Annotated in this window: 16 protein-coding genes and 1 pseudogene; 5 read left to right on the top strand and 12 right to left on the bottom strand. The window is 54.2% G+C overall.

Going from position 1 to position 17,870, the window contains the following annotated elements; genetic code table 11:
* Positions 1–57: 57 nt before the first annotated feature.
* Positions 58–789 (top strand): MliC family protein, encoded by a 732-nt coding sequence (locus ACQKE4_RS05870; protein WP_427387343.1) that lies wholly within the window; start codon positions 58–60, stop codon positions 787–789.
* Between the two features lie 20 nt (positions 790–809).
* Here the strand turns inward: ACQKE4_RS05870 and ACQKE4_RS05865 are convergent, their stop codons facing one another.
* On the bottom strand, positions 810–1,880 hold the full coding sequence (locus ACQKE4_RS05865; RefSeq protein WP_427387342.1) for a metal-dependent hydrolase: 1,071 nt from the start codon (positions 1,878–1,880) through the stop codon (positions 810–812).
* A gap of 78 nt (positions 1,881–1,958) precedes the next feature.
* Between ACQKE4_RS05865 and ACQKE4_RS05860 the strand changes: the two genes are divergently transcribed.
* The 3 genes from ACQKE4_RS05860 to ACQKE4_RS05850 are packed head-to-tail and all read left to right on the top strand — an operon-like array spanning position 1,959 to position 3,382.
* Positions 1,959–2,408, top strand: coding sequence for a DUF411 domain-containing protein (locus ACQKE4_RS05860; protein WP_427387341.1), 450 nt, complete (start codon positions 1,959–1,961; stop codon positions 2,406–2,408).
* A gap of 39 nt (positions 2,409–2,447) precedes the next feature.
* Positions 2,448–2,888 (top strand): lactoylglutathione lyase, encoded by a 441-nt coding sequence (gloA, locus tag ACQKE4_RS05855; protein WP_427387340.1) that lies wholly within the window; start codon positions 2,448–2,450, stop codon positions 2,886–2,888.
* A 38-nt stretch (positions 2,889–2,926) separates the two neighbouring features.
* Complete coding sequence (locus ACQKE4_RS05850; RefSeq protein ID WP_427387339.1) at positions 2,927–3,382, top strand: META domain-containing protein; 456 nt, start codon at positions 2,927–2,929, stop codon at positions 3,380–3,382.
* Between the two features lie 53 nt (positions 3,383–3,435).
* On the opposite strand, the gene ACQKE4_RS05845 is transcribed toward ACQKE4_RS05850, so the two are convergent.
* On the bottom strand, positions 3,436–4,569 hold the full coding sequence (locus ACQKE4_RS05845) for an FAD-dependent oxidoreductase (RefSeq protein ID WP_427387338.1): 1,134 nt from the start codon (positions 4,567–4,569) through the stop codon (positions 3,436–3,438).
* 46 nt (positions 4,570–4,615) lie between these two features.
* Entirely contained in the window at positions 4,616–6,010 is a 1,395-nt protein-coding gene (locus ACQKE4_RS05840; protein ID WP_427387337.1) for a GGDEF domain-containing protein, read from the bottom strand.
* Between the two features lie 152 nt (positions 6,011–6,162).
* Here ACQKE4_RS05840 and ACQKE4_RS05835 point away from each other — a divergent pair, with 152 nt between their 5' ends.
* Complete coding sequence (locus ACQKE4_RS05835) at positions 6,163–6,555, top strand: transcriptional regulator (protein WP_427387336.1); 393 nt, start codon at positions 6,163–6,165, stop codon at positions 6,553–6,555.
* Positions 6,556–6,608: 53 nt separating this feature from the next.
* On the opposite strand, the gene ACQKE4_RS05830 is transcribed toward ACQKE4_RS05835, so the two are convergent.
* The 9 genes and pseudogenes from ACQKE4_RS05830 to ACQKE4_RS05790 form a co-directional block, all read right to left on the bottom strand.
* A complete protein-coding gene (locus ACQKE4_RS05830) occupies positions 6,609–8,747 on the bottom strand; it encodes an FAD-dependent oxidoreductase (protein WP_427387335.1) in 2,139 nt (712 codons plus the stop codon).
* Positions 8,744–9,367 carry a TIGR04282 family arsenosugar biosynthesis glycosyltransferase gene (locus tag ACQKE4_RS05825; RefSeq protein ID WP_427387334.1) on the bottom strand — a complete coding sequence of 208 codons (624 nt, stop codon included), beginning with the start codon at positions 9,365–9,367 and terminating at the stop codon, positions 8,744–8,746. Before ACQKE4_RS05825 ends, ACQKE4_RS05830 begins: the two co-directional genes overlap by 4 nt.
* Positions 9,357–10,073: a TIGR04283 family arsenosugar biosynthesis glycosyltransferase gene (locus ACQKE4_RS05820; protein ID WP_427387333.1), complete on the bottom strand. Its 717-nt coding sequence runs from the start codon at positions 10,071–10,073 to the stop codon at positions 9,357–9,359. The genes ACQKE4_RS05825 and ACQKE4_RS05820 overlap by 11 nt, the downstream gene beginning before the upstream one ends.
* The gene (locus tag ACQKE4_RS05815) at positions 10,060–10,698 is read right to left on the bottom strand and encodes an ATP-binding cassette domain-containing protein (RefSeq protein ID WP_427387332.1); all 639 of its coding nucleotides are present in this window, start codon (positions 10,696–10,698) and stop codon (positions 10,060–10,062) included. The genes ACQKE4_RS05820 and ACQKE4_RS05815 overlap by 14 nt, the downstream gene beginning before the upstream one ends.
* Positions 10,699–10,707: 9 nt before the next feature.
* Positions 10,708–12,381, bottom strand: coding sequence for an ABC transporter permease (locus ACQKE4_RS05810; RefSeq protein WP_427387331.1), 1,674 nt, complete (start codon positions 12,379–12,381; stop codon positions 10,708–10,710).
* Positions 12,382–12,384: 3 nt separating this feature from the next.
* On the bottom strand, positions 12,385–13,617 hold the full coding sequence (locus ACQKE4_RS05805) for an ABC transporter substrate-binding protein (protein ID WP_427387330.1): 1,233 nt from the start codon (positions 13,615–13,617) through the stop codon (positions 12,385–12,387).
* A gap of 30 nt (positions 13,618–13,647) precedes the next feature.
* Positions 13,648–14,271 (bottom strand): annotated as a pseudogene (locus tag ACQKE4_RS05800) (phosphotransferase family protein); the annotation flags it as partial.
* 136 nt (positions 14,272–14,407) lie between these two features.
* Entirely contained in the window at positions 14,408–14,782 is a 375-nt protein-coding gene (locus ACQKE4_RS05795) for an SPW repeat domain-containing protein (RefSeq protein ID WP_427387329.1), read from the bottom strand.
* Positions 14,783–14,995: 213 nt separating this feature from the next.
* Entirely contained in the window at positions 14,996–17,842 is a 2,847-nt protein-coding gene (locus ACQKE4_RS05790; RefSeq protein WP_427387328.1) for a valine--tRNA ligase, read from the bottom strand.
* Positions 17,843–17,870: the final 28 nt, after the last annotated feature.

Raw genomic sequence — 17,870 nt, 5'->3', positions numbered from 1 at the left:
TAACATAGCTAGTCATTTAGTTAGTCACTTAGTTAGAAATACGGGGAACCCAGTGCGATGAATACGCTTAAAACACGGATATGGGCGATAGCCGCCATGGGCTTGGCGATGACATTGACCGGCTGCGCAGCGTCGCCTTCTGCAGAAACAACGGCTGCGAATCAAGCCACGCTGGATAACCGGGCGCCATTTTTACCATCGTCGCTATTTCCAGGGTCGGCCTCGCACTTTACTGCGTGGCACTGCGAGCCAGCACGGCAGAATTTAGTGACCGCCACCAATGCTAATGACCTACGCCTGTGGTCGCTGCATGGTGCGTGGCGGTTGCCCCAAGCGGTGGTCGCCAGCGGTGCCCGCTATCAAGACGGTGAAATCAGCTTTTGGAACCGTGGTGATCAAGCCTTAGTTGAGACACCCCGCGGTCAGTTACAGTGCTCGCAGGCCGAGCAGCGCGCAGCGCTAACCCGCGCAGAAAGACCCGGTGTGATGTTCTTTGGGCGAGGCAACGAGCCAGGCTGGTCAGTCGCGTTGGCCCATGATACGCCGACGCTGACGATTGAGACCAACTATGGGGAAGAGCGTATTCAACTACCCTATATGGTCAGCGTGATGGATAATGACGCAGGGCGAGTAGTGATTGAAAATGGCGATGTAGAGCCATTTTTCCGTGTCCGTATTGAAGCAGGCGCGTGCTTTGACAATATGAGCGGTGAGCCTTTTCCTGCACGGGTGACGCTGAGCTATGGTGGGGAACAGTACAGTGGCTGTGGCCAAGGTATCGCCCCCTAAATGTGCCTGGATAAAAATAATTAGCAGCGGTTGAGCGTGTCTTCTGCTCGCCACTCCTGTTGCACAAAGTCACTGGCACATAGAGCGGCCGTATCGCCCACGGCTCTAGCGGCTAGCCTTGCCAGTGTCTCAATGCGAATAACTCGTGGGCTATACACGCCTTCGCTGGTTTCCAGCGGCTCCCAATTGCCGTCTTCAACGGTTGCAAGGGTAAAGCTAAACGGATGATAGCCTGGGAAACCAAGCCTTATATCGGTGGCGATTAGGGTTTCACTGCCATCCAACTGACGCGTTTCGTAGCGCAGAAAGGGACCAGCGAACCAATCCAAGCGCTGCCCTTGTTGACTGGCCAGCGCCACCTCTTCAAATTCAGCATTTCGGATAAGCGGCTCAAGACGTGAAGTGTGATCGCCATCAAATACGCTGATTAAGCTTTCATAGTAGCGATCACCATCAATGACCGTGGCTCGCCACAGCACCGTATTGAACGGTGTAGGCTGGACGAGTAGCGGTGCATCTTCCAGGCCCTGCTCTGCCAGAACAGGCGCTAAGCGTTGCTCCACTAATGTTTTGGCACCCGCAGCCATCACTAAGTAAACGCTTGAAATGGCTAATCCCCATGTACATGCTTTAGGTATCCGCTTAGAGAAGAGCGCAATGCCCAGTGCAATCAGTAGCGGCAGTGTATAAAGCGGGTCGATAATAAAAATAATCGGCCAGGCGACTGAGGGCAGATCGAGTGGCCAAAACAGTTGGGTACCGTAAGTGGTCAGTGCATCAAGTAATGGATGGGTAATTAAGATAAGTGCAAAAAAGCTCCACCAGCGGCGTAGCGAAATATCCCGTGCGGGGGCAAAGCGTCCGCACAGTAGCGCCAGCAGGGTGGCTAGGCCTGTCAGTACGAATAACGAGTGACTAAAGCCTCGGTGCTCAGTGACATTAGCAACAGCATCGCCGTAGTCCAGCACTACGTCCAAGTCTGGTAAAGTGGCCATCAGCGCGCCAATGAGTATTGATTTGCGCCCTAGACGTCTGCCCAGTACAGCGCCACCGAGGGCGGCGCCTAACGCGGCTTGTGTAACTGAATCCACAGGTTTCTCCGGCGGGTAAATCCCGCTAAGATAAGGTAATGGGTAATCATTATACAGATTTACTTAAAAGGCGTCTTTATGTCACAGTTTTGTTTAGGTAAGGGCTTGCTAGGCAGCGTATTGCTAGCGGCAAGCTTCCATGTATTTGCTGCGCCGGTTATTGATGTGCACAGCGATCCCAACTGCGGCTGCTGTGGCGATTGGGTGGCTCATTTAGAAGAGCATGGTTTTGAGGTCAATCACCACCGTGAAGGTAACGTAAGAGAAATTAAAGTGGCTAATGGCGTTACGCCTGAATTAGCGTCCTGCCATACAGCATTAATTGATGGTTATGTCATTGAAGGCCATGTGCCTGCCAGTGATATTAAACGGCTGCTTGAAGAGCGCCCTGATGTAGCAGGCTTAAGCGTTCCAGGCATGCCCCATGGTTCTCCCGGTATGGAGACTGGTCGCGTGGATGATTATGCCGTACTCAGCTGGCACCATGAGGGCCAAACACCAGAAATCTTCCGCGAATATACTCAGTAAACGATCCTTGGGTACCACTACTCAGGAAAAGGAGGCGATATGCAATATCTTCACACGATGGTGCGCGTCAGTGATTTAGACGCTTCACTGCATTTTTATTGCGACCTGCTTGGCCTTAAAGAAGTACGTCGTAAAGAAAATGAACAAGGTCGTTTTACGCTGGTGTTTCTTGCCGCCCCTGAGGATGAAGAGCGCTCAGCAAAGCTTACCGCTCCCGAACTTGAATTGACCTACAATTGGGATCCTGAAGAGTACACCGGTGGACGTAATTTTGGCCACTTGGCCTACCGTGTTGACGATATTTACGCGCTTTGCCAACATCTGCAGGACAACGGTGTCACCATTAATCGCCCGCCTCGTGACGGTCATATGGCATTTGTAAAATCACCCGACGGCATTTCGGTAGAGTTATTGCAAAAGGGCGACGCCTTAGCGCCGCAAGAACCGTGGGCCTCCAAGGAAAATACGGGTAGTTGGTAAGTGTTAGCGGGTAATCGTTTAATAAGGAAAGTATCTCCATGACCATAAAAGGTTGGCGTTTACTACCATTGCTTGCCACAGCCACGCTACTGTTAAGTGCCTGTAGCAGCGCGCCACAGCAAGAGCGTGTTGAAGCCCCAAGAGGATCTTCATTATCAGGCCCTATTGTTGAGCAGCGTTGGAATTTGCTGCTGGTGGGCACCGATGAGCGGCTTTCGATGCCGGAAGCACCGTTTTTCCAGATATCCAAGGACGGCAAAGTCAGCGGTCATGATGGTTGTAACCGTTTTACCGGCGAGGTAAAGCTTGGCGATAACCAGCGTATTGAGTTTGGCGAGTTAGCCACGACGCGCATGGCGTGCCCGCAAATGGCCGATGCTAAGCGGGTCACCGATATGATGGAGACGGCCTACCGTTACTTGATTGACCATGATCGGTTGGTGTTTTTTGGCCCGGATAGTCGGGTGCTAGGAGGCTGGCGCAAAGGCAACTAGGTGTTAAAACGATCTACGTTAGATAAGTTTTCAGTCAATATCAGCGGTAGTCTTTAATCTTCAAAAGGCGGATTGAAGCGGGAGATAAAGCGCGCATCAATCCGTTTTTTCCATCGCCATACCCACATTCCCGACACTCCAAAGCTACCTTTGCTGGCAATGGCGCGGCCATCGCCGGTGCCAATCAGTGCCAGCACGCGCTTGGGTGGCTGCCAGTTGACCAGCGGCTTATTGTGGCAAGCGCGGCGGAGATTGTCCGCTAAGTGTGGTCCCATACGTACCGCATAAACCCCTGCATTGGGCAGAGTGGGTGTAAATGCTGCGCAGTCGCCTGCAGCAAAAATATCTGGCTGACCACTCACCTCCAATGTCTTTTCTACCGGAATAAAGCCGCTGTTATCCAATGGTAATGCGCTGTTGGAGAGCCAGGAGTGGCCTACGGCCCCGGTCGCCCAGAGAACGATATCCGCTGGAATGACCTCGCTTAAATGCGTTAAGACGCCGCCGTTTGTCAATGCTTGCCCACGAACATTAAGGTGTGTGCGAACGCCTGCACGTCGTAGTGCTCGTCGCATCAAATGACGGGGCAAGCGCCCAGCACCGCTTAGCAGCGTACTGGATGCGCTTAGCAAATGGCCTTGCCAGTGAATATCCGGGCGCTGCTTACGCAGTTGAACCAACACACTTAGCAATGTTTCGCAGCCTGCTGCACCACCGCCAACTCCCACCACACGCTGGATGCTGCCGTTGGGTAAAAGATGGATCTGTTCTTGTAGGGCCTGCCAGCGTTGGTGCAGCAGGCTTAGCGGACGCATGGCCAGCAGATGGGGCAATCGCTCGCTGTGACGTGGAGGAGGATGTAGGGTAGAGCCGATATTAAATGAGGCAACATCAAAATCGATCCGGTCCCCATTGGCCAATAGTGCGTAGCGTACCTCAGGATTGAAAGCCTTAGCGGGTGAAAGAATAAGCCGGGCATTGGCCCGCTGGCACAGGGCGGCTATATCAATCTGTGCCTCCTCCAGGGTGCTTTCGCCGGCAAGCCAAGCCGGTACGCTGCCTGAATAAGCGGCAGTAGCCGCATCGCTCACCAAGGTCAGTGCAATATTGGGGTCGGGCTGTTTGGCAAAGGCTTCCAGCACAAAAGCATGAGCGTGTCCTGCGCCTATAAGCAGTAATCGCTGCATTACGGTGCCCTATAAAAAAAGAAGTAGGGGATAACGTGCGGCGCAGTTAGCAAAGAATAACCTGATTTTTACCTGCATTCTTTGCGCAGTACATTCCTTTGTCCGTACGTTCAAGCAACACTAAAGGTGTATCATTGGGCTGCATTGTCGTTACCCCCACGCTGATGGTAACCGTAGCAGGGATAGGGAAGGTGTGCTGTGCCACATTGTCGCAAAGTCGGTTTGCCAAGTGCCAACCGTCCTCTTGAGAGAGGCCTTTGGCAATGATAATAAACTCTTCACCTCCCCAGCGTCCTAAGTGATCGTTATTGCGTATGCTGCGCTGAGCAATAGGCACCACTTGGCGCAGTATCTCATCGCCTACCGCATGACCGTAAGCATCATTAATTTGCTTAAAGTTATCGAGGTCAAACATCAAGACGGCATACTCTCCGCCTGAGCTACACAAATGTTCGATAACCAGTTCCGTGTAATAGCGGTTCCAGCACTGAGTGAGAGGGTCAGTGTGTACCAAACCCTCAAGGCGTTGGTTGGTCTTAGTTAACTGACGATTAAGATGAACGACATCAAGCGCTGTAATCGCGATCGTTAAATCGTCGGCAAGCTCTACGATCGTGGGAGCCTCAAGCGGCATCCAGTAGCTGAACGAGGTTGGGGTAGCGATATCGACGGCTGATGAGCAAACAAGCGGTTGGCGGCGAAAGAGAATAAGCCAACCTAATGAAGTGGTCGCCAAACTCAGTTGCACTGCTACGCCTCCTTGGCAATCGCCATCAAGCTCGATTATGTCATCCACTACCCTATGGTTGTTTAAATTTAACAGTTGCTGAAACAGGGAGTATTGCGTCGGGCACTCCCCATAAAAGTACAGCTCGGCGTGATAAGCCAGTGCAATACCATCTGCTTGAAAAATCTCACACCAGCTATGGCCGTGGTGTTGAAGGATATCGTCGATGGAGCTTAGTCGCTTGATATCTTTTGATAACAGTTGGCGGCGAGTCTTCAAGCCTAATTGGCGGACGGCCATACGTTCTGCTTTTAACAAGCGCAGGCGTTGGGCGGCAATATCAATCAGCAGCCTTATCCAGTGTATTGGCTCGCTATAGGTGGATGGGAGGTGCCCAATATAACCCCATATCTGGTGTTCTCCTTTTAATTCATAATATTGGAGTTCAGACGCGGCTAATTCATCAAGCGACCGTATAGTGAGTAAAGCAGTCTGCGAGGCAAGCTTACTTTCGAGAGGATAACAGCAGGCAAGGCGGAGATTGCCCGTGTTTAAGCGCCGGTAAAGCGCCACTGGCTGACGCCCTGATAATTCGTAAAGTGTTTCTGTCAGGTGCTCAAAAAGCTCAACAAGTGTCGTGGATTCACAGAGTATAGAAAGTGCATGGCATAAGTTATCAAAACTTTGAACCGGTGCAGAAAGCGTGCCACTCATTGAGAACCACTCCTTAAGCGCTTTGTTTGAACGCTCACGATCGTTATCCAAGCCAAAACACAAAATTGAATTATTGATTCAATCAAAAGGTTAACCGTTATTCAACTATTAATGAACAATCGCTTCACATTGGCGGCATGAATGAAAAAATCATGTTCGCTGAGCGCTTAAAAGCGGCGCTTGAAGCTGCCGGTTACGAAGTGCGTCCGTCGGTGCTTGAGCGGGAATTTAATCTGCGCTATTGGGGGAAGCCGATCACGTTCCAGGCCGTAAGGCGATGGCTGCGTGGTGACTCGATCCCAAGCCAAGATAAGCTTCAGGTATTAGCGCGGTGGCTGGTGGTGGATCCCCATCACTTACGTTATGGCAGCAGCCTATATCGCGTTAGTGAAACCAAAGCAGACTGGGATGTTGTTCCTAGTTATGATGAACGTCAAGTGTTGGCCTTATATCGGGAGCTTCCCGCTGCCCAGCGTAAGGTGGTGCGCGAGGTGATAGAGACCTTTGCCAAAGTGTATCCGCCGACTAATGATCATGATAAATAGCTGTTTAGGTCTTTCAACTTTCTTACCGGATCAGATCAATTCCCGCTATCTTTTTAAGCTCCACGCAGCCAACTAAAGTATCGCTTTAATAGTGCCAGTACGCGTTCGGGCTTATGGGCGTTCTTCCATACCCCTGCCGTGGCTTTGGCTGCCTCCCCCAACGTTGGGTAGGGATGAATGGTGCCCAGCAACTTATTAAGGCCCAGGCCATGTTTCATGGCGATGGTAAATTCACCCAGCCACTCGCCAGCGCTTTCGGCAACGATGGTTACACCCAGAATTTTGTCTTTGCCTGGTACGGTGAGCACTTTGATAAACCCTTGTGGCGAACCTTCAGCAATGGCGCGGTCGCTTTCGCTCATGGCGTAGTGGGTAATTTCATACTCAATGCCTTTTGCCTTGGCCTCTTTTTCATTAAGCCCAACTCTGGCGACTTCCGGCTGCACATAGGTGACCGCGGGCATATAGCGATAATCCACCGCAAAGCTTTTCAGTTCACTAAACAGCGCATTGACCGCCGCGTGCCATGCTTGGTGAGCGGCTGCGTGGGTGAGCTGATAAGGCCCCGCTAAATCACCGCAGGCCCAAATGTTAGGCAAGTGGGTTTGCAGCCGCTCGTTAAGCTCTAAAGTGCCCGCTTGGGTCGTGGTAATGCCCAACGCTTCCAGCCCTAAGCCTTCCACGTTGGCTTGGCGACCAGCACTCACCAGCAGGTAGTCAAACGGAAGCAGCATGCGCTCGCCATAATGCTCCACCACTAGCTGATAGCCTGCCTCGTCATTAAGTACCTCCAGCGCTTTGGCGTCGGTTATCACTGTCACTCCTTCGCCAGCCAGCGTGCTTTCGATCAGCACGCCAACCTCCGAATCCTCGCGGTTGAGCAGTTGAGGAAGCCCTTCAACCAAAGTGACCTGACTGCCCAAACGGGCAAAGCTTTGGCTTAGCTCGCAGCCAATGGCGCCGCCGCCCAGCACCACTAAGCGTTTGGGAAGCTCAGTAAGCGACCAGAGGTTTTCAGAGGTTAAAACAGGTGCGCCCTCAATACCCGGCAGCGACGGTACTCGGGGCCGTGCGCCAGTCGCCAGCACGATATGCCGGGCCGTTAAGGTTTTATCGCCCACCTGAACCTCCCATGGTGAGAGAAGCGTAGCGTGATCCTGGTACACCTCAACACCCAGGTTGCTATAGCGCTCCACGCTGTCGTGGGGTTCGATATCTTTAATCGCCTGTTTTACATGTTCCATTACCTTGGCAAAGTCGATCTTTAGCTCACTGGCCGTCACTCCGAACCGGTGGGCGGTGCGAACTTCATGGGCGGCGCGAGCGGCACGAATTAATGCCTTAGAAGGTACACAGCCGGTATTCAGACAGTCGCCGCCCATTTTGTGTTTTTCCACCAGCGCTACTTTTGCCTTGACGGCGCTGGCGATATAACTGGTCACCAAGCCCGCCGAGCCACCCCCGATTACCACAATGTCATAGTCGAATCGCTTAGGCCGGGTAAAGCCTTGATAGGCGTTGCGCCGCTGCACTAACAGAACAATACGTCGGGCAATCCAGGGGAACACCGCAAGCAGTGCAAATGAGGCTAGCAGCATTGGGGAGACGATACTCCCCAGGCTTTCAAGTTCACCTAGCTGGCCACCTGCATTTACGAAAACGGCAGTGCCGGGCAGCATCGCTAACTGGCTAACCCAGTAGAACGTGACTGTTTTAATTCGCGTTAGCCCCATCACCAAATTGATCAAAAAAAATGGAAATACCGGCACTAAACGCAACATAAACAGATAAAAAGCCCCTTCGCGCTCTACGCCGCGATTAACTGCTTCCAACTGGCTCGGAAAGCGCTTCTCAATGGGTTGGCGAAATAGAAAGCGTGAAAGTACAAAGGCCAGCGTGGCACCTAGCGTACTGGCGAAGGAGATAATTAGCAGCCCCCACCCTAAGCCAAACAAGGTACCACCAAGCAGGGTCAGCAGGGTCGCACCGGGAAGCGAAAGCGCCGTCATCACCACATAAACGGCAAAAAAGATGCCCGCCACCCGCCAAGGGTTTTGATTAAATGCTGTCTGGAAGTCGCTTTGGTACGCCTTAAGGGTTTCCAGGGTGAACCACTGATGGGCACCGCTAACAAAAAACACCCCTATGGCTATGATCAGTAGCGCGGCAATAACCAAACGTTGTCGGGTCACAGTAGGCTCCAGCGCTGCCAGTCTTCGGGGCGATCCACGTCCCAGATGGTCGCGGGGTAGGCGGCGTGAAGACCCAATGCCTTGATACGCAGTTGAGTGGTTGTCAGCACGCTTTTGGTACCCCAAGGAATATCTTCAAATAGAGTGGGGTAGTCTTGTCGTGTGCCAACAAAGCCGTAGCCGCCATCTTCTGCGGGCAGGATAACCACGTCATGGGCGGCCAGTTGTTGTGCGCAGGTGATAATCAGCGCGCTGGTGATACTCGGGCAATCGCTGCCCATCAGCATCGAAGGCCCTGGCGTACTGTTAAGGGCATAGCGAACCCGTGCGCCTAAATCGCCTCCTGGTTGGGCGCTTAACATCACCCCAAACTGTTCACGAAGCTCGATAAACAGTGGGTGTGCATGATCAAGCGCAGTCCACAGCGTCACTTTTTCCGCAGGCATCGCTGTGCAGGCGTTGGCAACGCAGTGGCGTACGAGCTCCGCGTGGGCGTTGGCAGCGCCTTCCAAGCCTAGCAAGGGCGCTAAGCGCGTTTTAGCCTGTCCTGCCAGCGGCGCTTTGGCAAGCAGGTGCAAGTGCGGCAGCTCCTCGTTCCTGATAAGCGTTTCAGCGGGCATCGCGATACTCCTTTACGAGTTGGGTTGCGCTAACGCCGCGCCAGTAGCGATAGCGCAGTCGCCACATCAGGCGGATCGTTTTCCATGCGCCGAACTCGTCCCAGCGCCTTCCCGAGCTTATCACTTTGGCCCGCAGGCAGGCGGGAGGAGAGCGCTTTTTAAGGCGTTTCGATAGCTCAATATCTTCCATAAGAGGCTGCTTGGGAAAGCCACCAACTTCCTGGAAGGTGCTGGTGCGCATAAACATTCCCTGATCACCCGTGGCGATATGGGTGAGGCGCGAGCGCTGATTCATCATCCAACTCACCATGGGCAGCCAGCGGCTGCGACCGGCAAGCTTAATATCAAAGCGGCCCCAGGTGTAGGTGTTAAGTGCTTGGGTTATCTGCTCAACACCGCCTTCGGGCAGGCGGGTATCCGCGTGCAGGAAAAGTAGCGCAGGTGCGCAGGCATATTGCGCGCCTAAATTCATTTGCAGCGATCGACTAGCGGGGCTGCTGAGCACTAAATCCGCCAATGGTTGGGCGATCAGAGCGCTGTTATCAGAGCTTTCGCCATCCACCACAATGACTTCAATGATTTTTGCACAGCGCAACGGCTGTAGCGGTGTTAGCGCCACTTCCATAGTCGCAGCCTCGTTAAACATCGGAATAACGATGCTGAGGCGGGGTAGCTGTTCAGCTGAGTTCACTTCAACCCAGCTCAATAACCTGCCCTCCTGCTGCGTCTGCATCCGCGTGGTCGTGGGTGACCAGCAGCGCAGGCAAGCCTGCTTCCCGCAGTTGGCTAAACACCAGCGCACGTGTTTCTTGGCGCAGCGCCGTATCCAGCTTTGAAAACGGCTCGTCCAACAACACCGCGCGGGGTTTGGAAAGCAGTAGGCGCATGAGCGCCACCCGCGCTTTTTGGCCACCGGAAAGGGTGGCCGGGTCACGCTCTTCAAAGCCCGCCAGCCCTACCTGTTCTAGGGCGTTGGTCACCTGCTGGCGTTTATCTCTAATGCGGCGGGGTAACCCGAAGCGTAAATTGCCACCCACGCTTAGGTGGGGGAACAGCAATGGATCTTGAAAGAGAAGGCCAATGCCACGTTCCTCGGCAGGCAGGTTAAGAAGATCGCGCTCACCCAACCACACGCCACCGCTGGCGCTAAAAACAGGGTCAAGAAAGCCCGCAATATACGCCAGTAACGTCGATTTTCCCGAGCCGGAAGGGCCCATCACCGTCAGCACCTCGCCTGGGTGAATCGTGCTATCTACCGCTAACAGCTCGTGGCCTGTCTGGGCGATTCGTATCTGTTCCAGGCGCAGCCGCTCGGTAGAGCAAGCACTCATATTATCTCCTTAAGAGGCGAGTTCACGGCGTTGGGAGCCCATTAAACGGGGCAACGTCAAGGCAAGCATAAAGCCAATCAGCGGCAACCCTGCTTGCACTAATGCCCATACCCCGATTAAACGCCGGTTGCTGCCTGAGGCAAGCGCAACGGCCTCTGTCGTGACCGTCGTAACCCGCCCAGCACCCAGCAACTGGGTGGGCAAATACTGGCCTATGCTGATTGCCAACCCTACGGCAAAAGCGGTTAACAGCGGCGCGAGCAGCAGCGGCAAGCGAACCCGCCAAAAGGCTGCATTGCGAGAAACCCCCAGGGAACGCGCCACATGCAACCATTTTGGATCCAGGCGGCGATACGCCTCGGCCAAAGAGAGGTAGACGTAAGGCAACACAAACAGCAGATGACCCGCGATCACTAAGCTTAGCTGAGGACGGATGCCTAAGCTTTCTGCTGCGACAATCAGCCCAAAAAGAAAGGCAATTTGCGGCACCAGCAGCGGTAAATAGAGTAGCCAAAGGGTGCGTTTAGGCGTCAGATGCAGACGATACTCGTTTTCCAGAGTGGCGAGCACCAGAGCCGTGGCCAGCGTTGTCGAAATAAGCCCAATCAGCGCAGTATTGAGTAGTGGCCTGACTAACATCGGGCCGCTGCGCTGCCAGTGATCAAGCGTCAGCATCTGAGGCAGCAGTTCGGGAAAGCGCCAAAAACCGGCCAGTGAAAATAGCCCCAAACCGACCAACGCTGTCACCGCCGTGACGCTGGAAAGCAGCAATGCTGAGCGGCCAATTAGCCGCAGCGCGATTTCACCCCGTTGACGACTGCCGTTAATCAGCCAGTTCCTTGTCAGCAGGCGGGTAAGCTGTTCCAGCAGCCACCAGCAGAGCAGTGCCACCAGTGTAACGCCAAGTTGCAGTACCGCCGCCGCTGAGGCCATAAAGCGGCGGGTGATATCCGGGTCGTTGAACCAGCTAAGAATTGAGACGCTGAGCGTTGGCGGAAGCCGGGGGCCAAGAATCAACGCCATATCCACTACCGAGGTAGCGTAAGCGATCACCGCATAGATCGGTAGGCGAATGAGCGGGTAAAGCGAAGGCAGCACGGTTTTTAACCAGGCGATCGTAGGCGCATAGCCTAGTGAGCGCGCCAGCATTAGCCGTTTATCGACCTGTAACTGAGGCAGGGCGGCAAGGCTCATCAGCAGTAGAAAGGGTACTTCTTTCAGCACTAACCCCGCCATCAGCGACAGCCCCCAGGAGTCGTTGATAATTAGCGCATCCGGTGGCCGCTCCCAGCCCGTTAAAGAAGGCGATATCAGCCGCGCCACCAAGCCCGAAGGAGCGATCAAAAAGGCAAACCCAAACGCCATGGCGGCATGAGGTATAGCGAGCAGTGGTGATACTAGCCGCCGAATACCCCGGTCTAGCCATGTGCCCCGACTGGCGGCCAAGAACAGCACCACGATGGCGAAAGCAATAGCGGTGCTGACCAACCCACTCGCAAAACTAACCGCCACTGAGCGACCCAGCCCCGGCTGGGCAAAAAGCATTTGCCAAGGCGCGAAACTAACGCTGTGACCGCCTAGCGCGGGTAGGTAGCCAAACGCTGGTAGCAGTACCATCACTAACCCTGCCCCAACGGGCAGCACTAGCAGGGTAATGACCAGAGCCGGGGCTAATGTCAGCATCGATTAATTAACGCCGTAACGCTCAAGCCACGCCTCTTGCAGCGCGGTCATCCAGCTTGGATGCGGCTCGGGAAGCGTATTGGCGAGCGCATCCGCAGGTAGTTCAGACGGATGACGATCGCCTTGCTCAAACAGTGCTTGGGCGTCGGCATCCAAGTGGCCAATATCGAGAACGCTGCGGTCGCCCCACATCGTTAGCGACTGCTTTTGCGCCTGAGCCTCGGGGGAGAGTAGAAAATTAGCCAGTACCATGGCGCCCGCTTTGTTTGGCGAGTTGTAGGGAATCGCTACAAAGTGGACGTTGCCCAGGGTACCGCCCTCCAGTACATAGCTGCGCACGCTATCGGGGAGCTCATACTCCATCACTGCCACGGCGGCATCGGTGGGGTAGAACGAAAAAGCCAGACTCAGCTCGCCATCGCTCATCAACATGCGTAGGTTGGGGCCAGAGTCAGGGAAGCTGCGCCCGCTGCGCCACAGGTGCGGGTGCAGTTCATCCAAATAAGCCCACAACGGTGCTGTCACGCTCTCAAAATCACTCTCTGCTATGGGTTGATAAAGCGCCTCATCCTGCTCGGTAAGCTCAATCAACGCCTGCTTTAAGAAGGTACTGCCGGTGAAGTCAGGGATGCGCGGATAGCTAAACTGACCGGGGTTGGCTTCGGCCCAATCAAGCAGTGCCTGCATATCCTGTGGGGGCGTTTCAGTTTGTGCGCTGTCGTAATAGAAGGTGATCTGTGCCTTCCCCCAGGGGGATTCATAACCTTCCGTGGGAAGGGTAAAGTCGGTGACTACTTCAGGGTTCCCGGCGGCATTGGTGAGCGCAAAGTTGGGCAGTGATTCAGCGAAGGGGCCAAACAGCAGGTCGCTTTCGCGCATTGCCGCGAAGTTTTCGCCGTTGATCCAAATTAGATCAATACTGCCGCCATTATCATTGCCCGCTTGCTTTTCACCCAGCACTCGCGCCACCGCGCTGCCAGTATCATCAAGCTTCACGTGCTCCACATTGACGCTGTACTGGGCCTGCATTTGCTGGACAACCCAATCTATATAACGGTTGGTGCGTGCATCGCCGCCCCAAGCGTTCCAGTAAACGGTTTGGCCTTCGGCTTGTGCCACGACGCTTTGCCAATCGCTAGGCTCAGGGGTGGCCATTACAGGGAAGGCAAAGGCGAGCAGTGTGGTGGTGATTGACGTGGTGAGCGTTCCACGCAGGGGGTTACGGTGAATCGTCATCGCGTACCTCATCATTAAAAGAGATAAATATTATAGGGAGGCTTGTAAGCACTGCAGCTCACTGTGAACGTGATCAATAATCGGTAGCGATAGATAGTGCTCAACCCGGTCGTGAACGTGATCAATCACCGCGGGGTCGGTGAGCTCTGCCGACCAATCTTCACCGCGCTGTTGGGCATCTTTAGCGTTTAAGTGCTGGGCGCGCCATTTAGCACACCAGGTCAGCGACCAGAGCCAGGTCGCGCGGCGGCAGGCGACCAACGTGTCGGTGTCGGGCGTATCACCCATTGCCGACTGCCAGCGGCGGTAAAAGTTATTCACCTCATTTAGCGATAATACGGCTTGGCTATTGAGATCCCAGGTAGTCGAGGTGTAGAGCGAGGTGTGGGCGAGATCGATACCTGGCAGGCCATAGCGGCACTTCTCTAAATCCACCAAGATGGCACGACCATCATCGCGAATTAAAAAGTTGCCAGGGTGAGTGTCAAAGCTAATCAGCGTGGGGGTGGCACCACTTAAGCGGGGTGGCAGCAGATCCAGCTCCTGCTTAATACGCTGAGTGACCTTATTTGCAAGCTGAGCATCGCCTAACCAGCTAGCCTGTCGGCGCACTTCATTCACCATCGCCTGCCATGGGTCTTCCGGGGCAAGTACCCACCGGGCAGCAAGGGCTTCGCTTAACGAAAAGCGCCCACTTCATTATGCAGTGGGCGCGTAAGTTAAAGGGCGTTAATCAAAGGGATATTCCGTGGTGGCTAGAGCCATTTCTGGAATCGAAAACCAGTGATAGTCAGCCACGGTTGGGTGAAGTAGCTACGTTTCGCGGTTGTTTTTCCGTGGTGAGGCTGGCACCGATCTCGAGGATGCCGAGAATCACATGAGGCAAATATACCGTATCCGCGAAGCCGAACAACCAAGGCGAAACGAGCAACAGTACACCGCTTAGCAGATCCAAGGTGAGATGGAGTGGCATGGGGATAAGGTGCATAAGCCCAAGCTCATAATTAGTCATGATAGCTGAAGCCAGCATGATTACACCCAAGATAATTGGCACCCACTGGGCAGCACCACCCGTGGCGAAGCCGAGCAGAAAGGGAGCGGCGATAAGTAGTAGGCCCATTAAATAATCGACCACCCCATGTACCCGAGTTGGAATAAAACGCATGGCTATCCTCCTTAATATGCCAAGTGGTTAAAATGACGGTTTAATGCAACGTTAACCGTCATCATTAACAACATAGTAAAGGAGGCTCGAGATTCCAGTAGAAGGCATGCTTTCTAGCAAGTAATTGCTTAATTATTAATAATTTATAACATTCGTTAAGAGGCGGCACCGGTGAGTGCCGCCATTATTTATCTACCTGCTATGAAAGTGTTATTACAACGCCTCAATCTTCGCCTTTTGCTCTTCCAGCAACTGCTTTGTGGAGTGGAACTCAGCTAGCTTGCCTCGCTCTTTTTCAACGACGGCGACCGGCGCTTTGGCGATAAAACCGTCGTTGCCGAGTTTCTTCTCAATGCCGCCGATGAGCTTGTCCTGCTTCTCGATCTCTTTATTGAGGCGAGCGATTTCGGCGTCTTTGTCGATTAGGTCTGCCATCGGCACCAGTACTTCCATATCACCCACTAACTGCGTGGCTGATAGCGGGGCGTCTTCTGGGTTTTCAAGCCAGGCAACGCTCTCCAGCTTGGCCAGTTTGGAAAGGAAGTGGCGGTTGCTCGCCAAGCGCTCGGCGTCTTCCGGCTTGCCTTTGGTAAGCAGCACCTCAAGTGGTTTGCCGGGAGAGATATTCATCTCTGCGCGAATATTACGCACGGCAATAATCACGCCTTTCAGCCACTCGATATCCAGGCTGGCCTGGTCGTCAATTTTGCTTTCGTCGGCTTCCGGCCAAGCCTGCAGCATGATTGATGCATCGTCTCCCATATACATACCTGCCAGCGGTGACACGCGCTGCCAAATCTCTTCGGTGATATAGGGCATCATCGGATGGGCTAGACGAAGAATGGCTTCAAGTACGCGTACCAGCGTGCGGCGAGTGCCGCGCTTGGCTTCTGCCGTGGCATTTTCGTCCCACAAAACAGGCTTGGAAAGTTCCAGGTACCAGTCGCAGTACTCGTTCCAAATGAACTCGTATAGCGCTTGGGAAGCGTGGTCGAAACGGTATTCGTCCAGCGCCTTAGTGACTTGAGCTTCGGTTTTCTGTAGCTGCGAGATAATCCAGCGGTCGGCCAGGGAAAGCTCGACCTCTTCACCGCTGGTGCCGCAGTCTTCGCCTTCGGCGTTCATCAGCACATAGCGTGAGGCGTTCCATAGTTTGTTGCAGAAGTTGCGGTAGCCATCCAGACGGTTCATATCAAACTTGATATCACGCCCGGTGGTGGCTTGAGAGAGGAACGTAAAGCGCAATGCATCGGTGCCGTGGGCTTCAATACCGTCTTTAAATTCATCCTTGGTTGCTTTGGCAATCGCCTTGGCCTGCTTTGGCTGCATCATATTGCCGGTGCGCTTGTTGAGCAGTTCATCGAGCGTAATGCCATCAATCAGGTCAATGGGGTCCAACACGTTGCCCTTGGATTTGGACATTTTCTGGCCCTGTCCATCGCGCACCAAACCGTGTACGTAGACCGTCTTAAACGGCACCTGCTTGGTGAACTTCAGGGTCATCATAATCATCCGGGCAACCCAGAAGAAGATGATATCAAAGCCGGTGACCAGCACGCTGGAAGGATGGAAGGTCTCAAGCTCAGGTGTTTCTTCCGGCCAGCCGAGGGTGCCGAAGGTCCATAGGCCCGAGCTAAACCAGGTGTCGAGTACATCTTCGTCTTGGGTGAGCTCAATATCATCGCCCAACTCATGCTTTTCGCGAGCTTCGGCTTCGGTGCGACCAACGTAGACGTTGCCTTCCGCATCGTACCAGGCCGGAATGCGGTGGCCCCACCACAGTTGGCGGGAGATACACCAGTCCTGCAGGTCGCGCATCCAGGCAAAGTACATGTTTTCGTAGTTCTTGGGCACGAATTGGATATCGCCGTTTTCAACCGCCTCAATAGCAGGTTTGGCGAGAGACTCCACGGCCACAAACCACTGGTCAGTGAGCAACGGCTCGATGACATCGCCGGAACGGTCACCAAAAGGCAGGGTGTTGTTAACGGCTTCGACTTGCTCCAGCAGGCCCAGGGCATCCATGTCAGCCACAATCTGCTTGCGCGCTTCAAAGCGATCAAGCCCTGCGTACTTGGCGGGCAGGGTAGCGTCTTCGTCCGGCTGGGGCTGGCCTTTAAGATCGAAGATCTCGGCCTGTTCAAGAATCGCCGCGTCTTTGGAGAAGACATTGATCAGCAGATGGTTTTGACGCTTGCCGACCTCATAGTCGTTAAAGTCGTGTGCCGGAGTGATTTTTACGCAGCCGGAGCCTTTCTCCATATCGGCGTGTTCGTCGGCAACCACCGGGATACGACGTCCTACCAGCGGTAGTTCGATAAACTTGCCGACCAGGGAGGCGTAGCGCGCATCGTCTGGATTGACCGCCACACCGGTATCACCCAGCAGGGTTTCCGGGCGGGTGGTGGCGACCACCAGGTAATCCTTGCCGTCATCGGTTTTTACACCGTCGGCCAGCGGGTAGCGGAAGTGCCAGAAGCTGCCTTGCTGCTCTTTATTTTCCACTTCCAGGTCAGAAATGGCGGTGTGCAGCGTGGGGTCCCAGTTAACCAAACGCTTGCCACGGTAAATCAGCTTCTCTTCATGCAGGCGCACAAACACTTCTTGTACGGCTTTGTAGAAGCCGTCATCCATGGTGAAGCGTTCGCGAGACCAGTCAACACTGGCGCCCATACGGCGCAACTGGCGGGTAATGTGGCCGCCGGACTCCTGCTTCCACTCCCATACCTTATCGATAAATGCATCGCGGCCGAGGTCGTGGCGGGTTTTGCCCTCTTCCGCGGCCAGCTTGCGCTCCACCAGCATTTGCGTGGCGATACCTGCATGGTCGGTGCCTACCTGCCACAGGGTGTTGTTACCCTGCATCCGCTTCCAGCGCGTCAGGGTATCCATAATGGTGTCCTGGAACGCGTGGCCCATGTGCAGGCTGCCGGTCACATTGGGGGGCGGAATCATGATCGAAAAGGGCTCACCGTGGCCGGTGGGGGCGAAGCGGTTGTCCGCTTCCCAGCGCTCGTACCAGCGGGTTTCGATCTGTTCGGGTTGGTAGGTCTTTTCCATGGAGAGTCGGCTCACAGCTGGTAAAAAA

The organism is Halomonas sp. NPDC076908, assembly GCF_050269715.1.
Lineage (GTDB): Bacteria > Pseudomonadota > Gammaproteobacteria > Pseudomonadales > Halomonadaceae > Vreelandella.
This window is presented reverse-complemented; position numbering and strand designations above follow the sequence as displayed.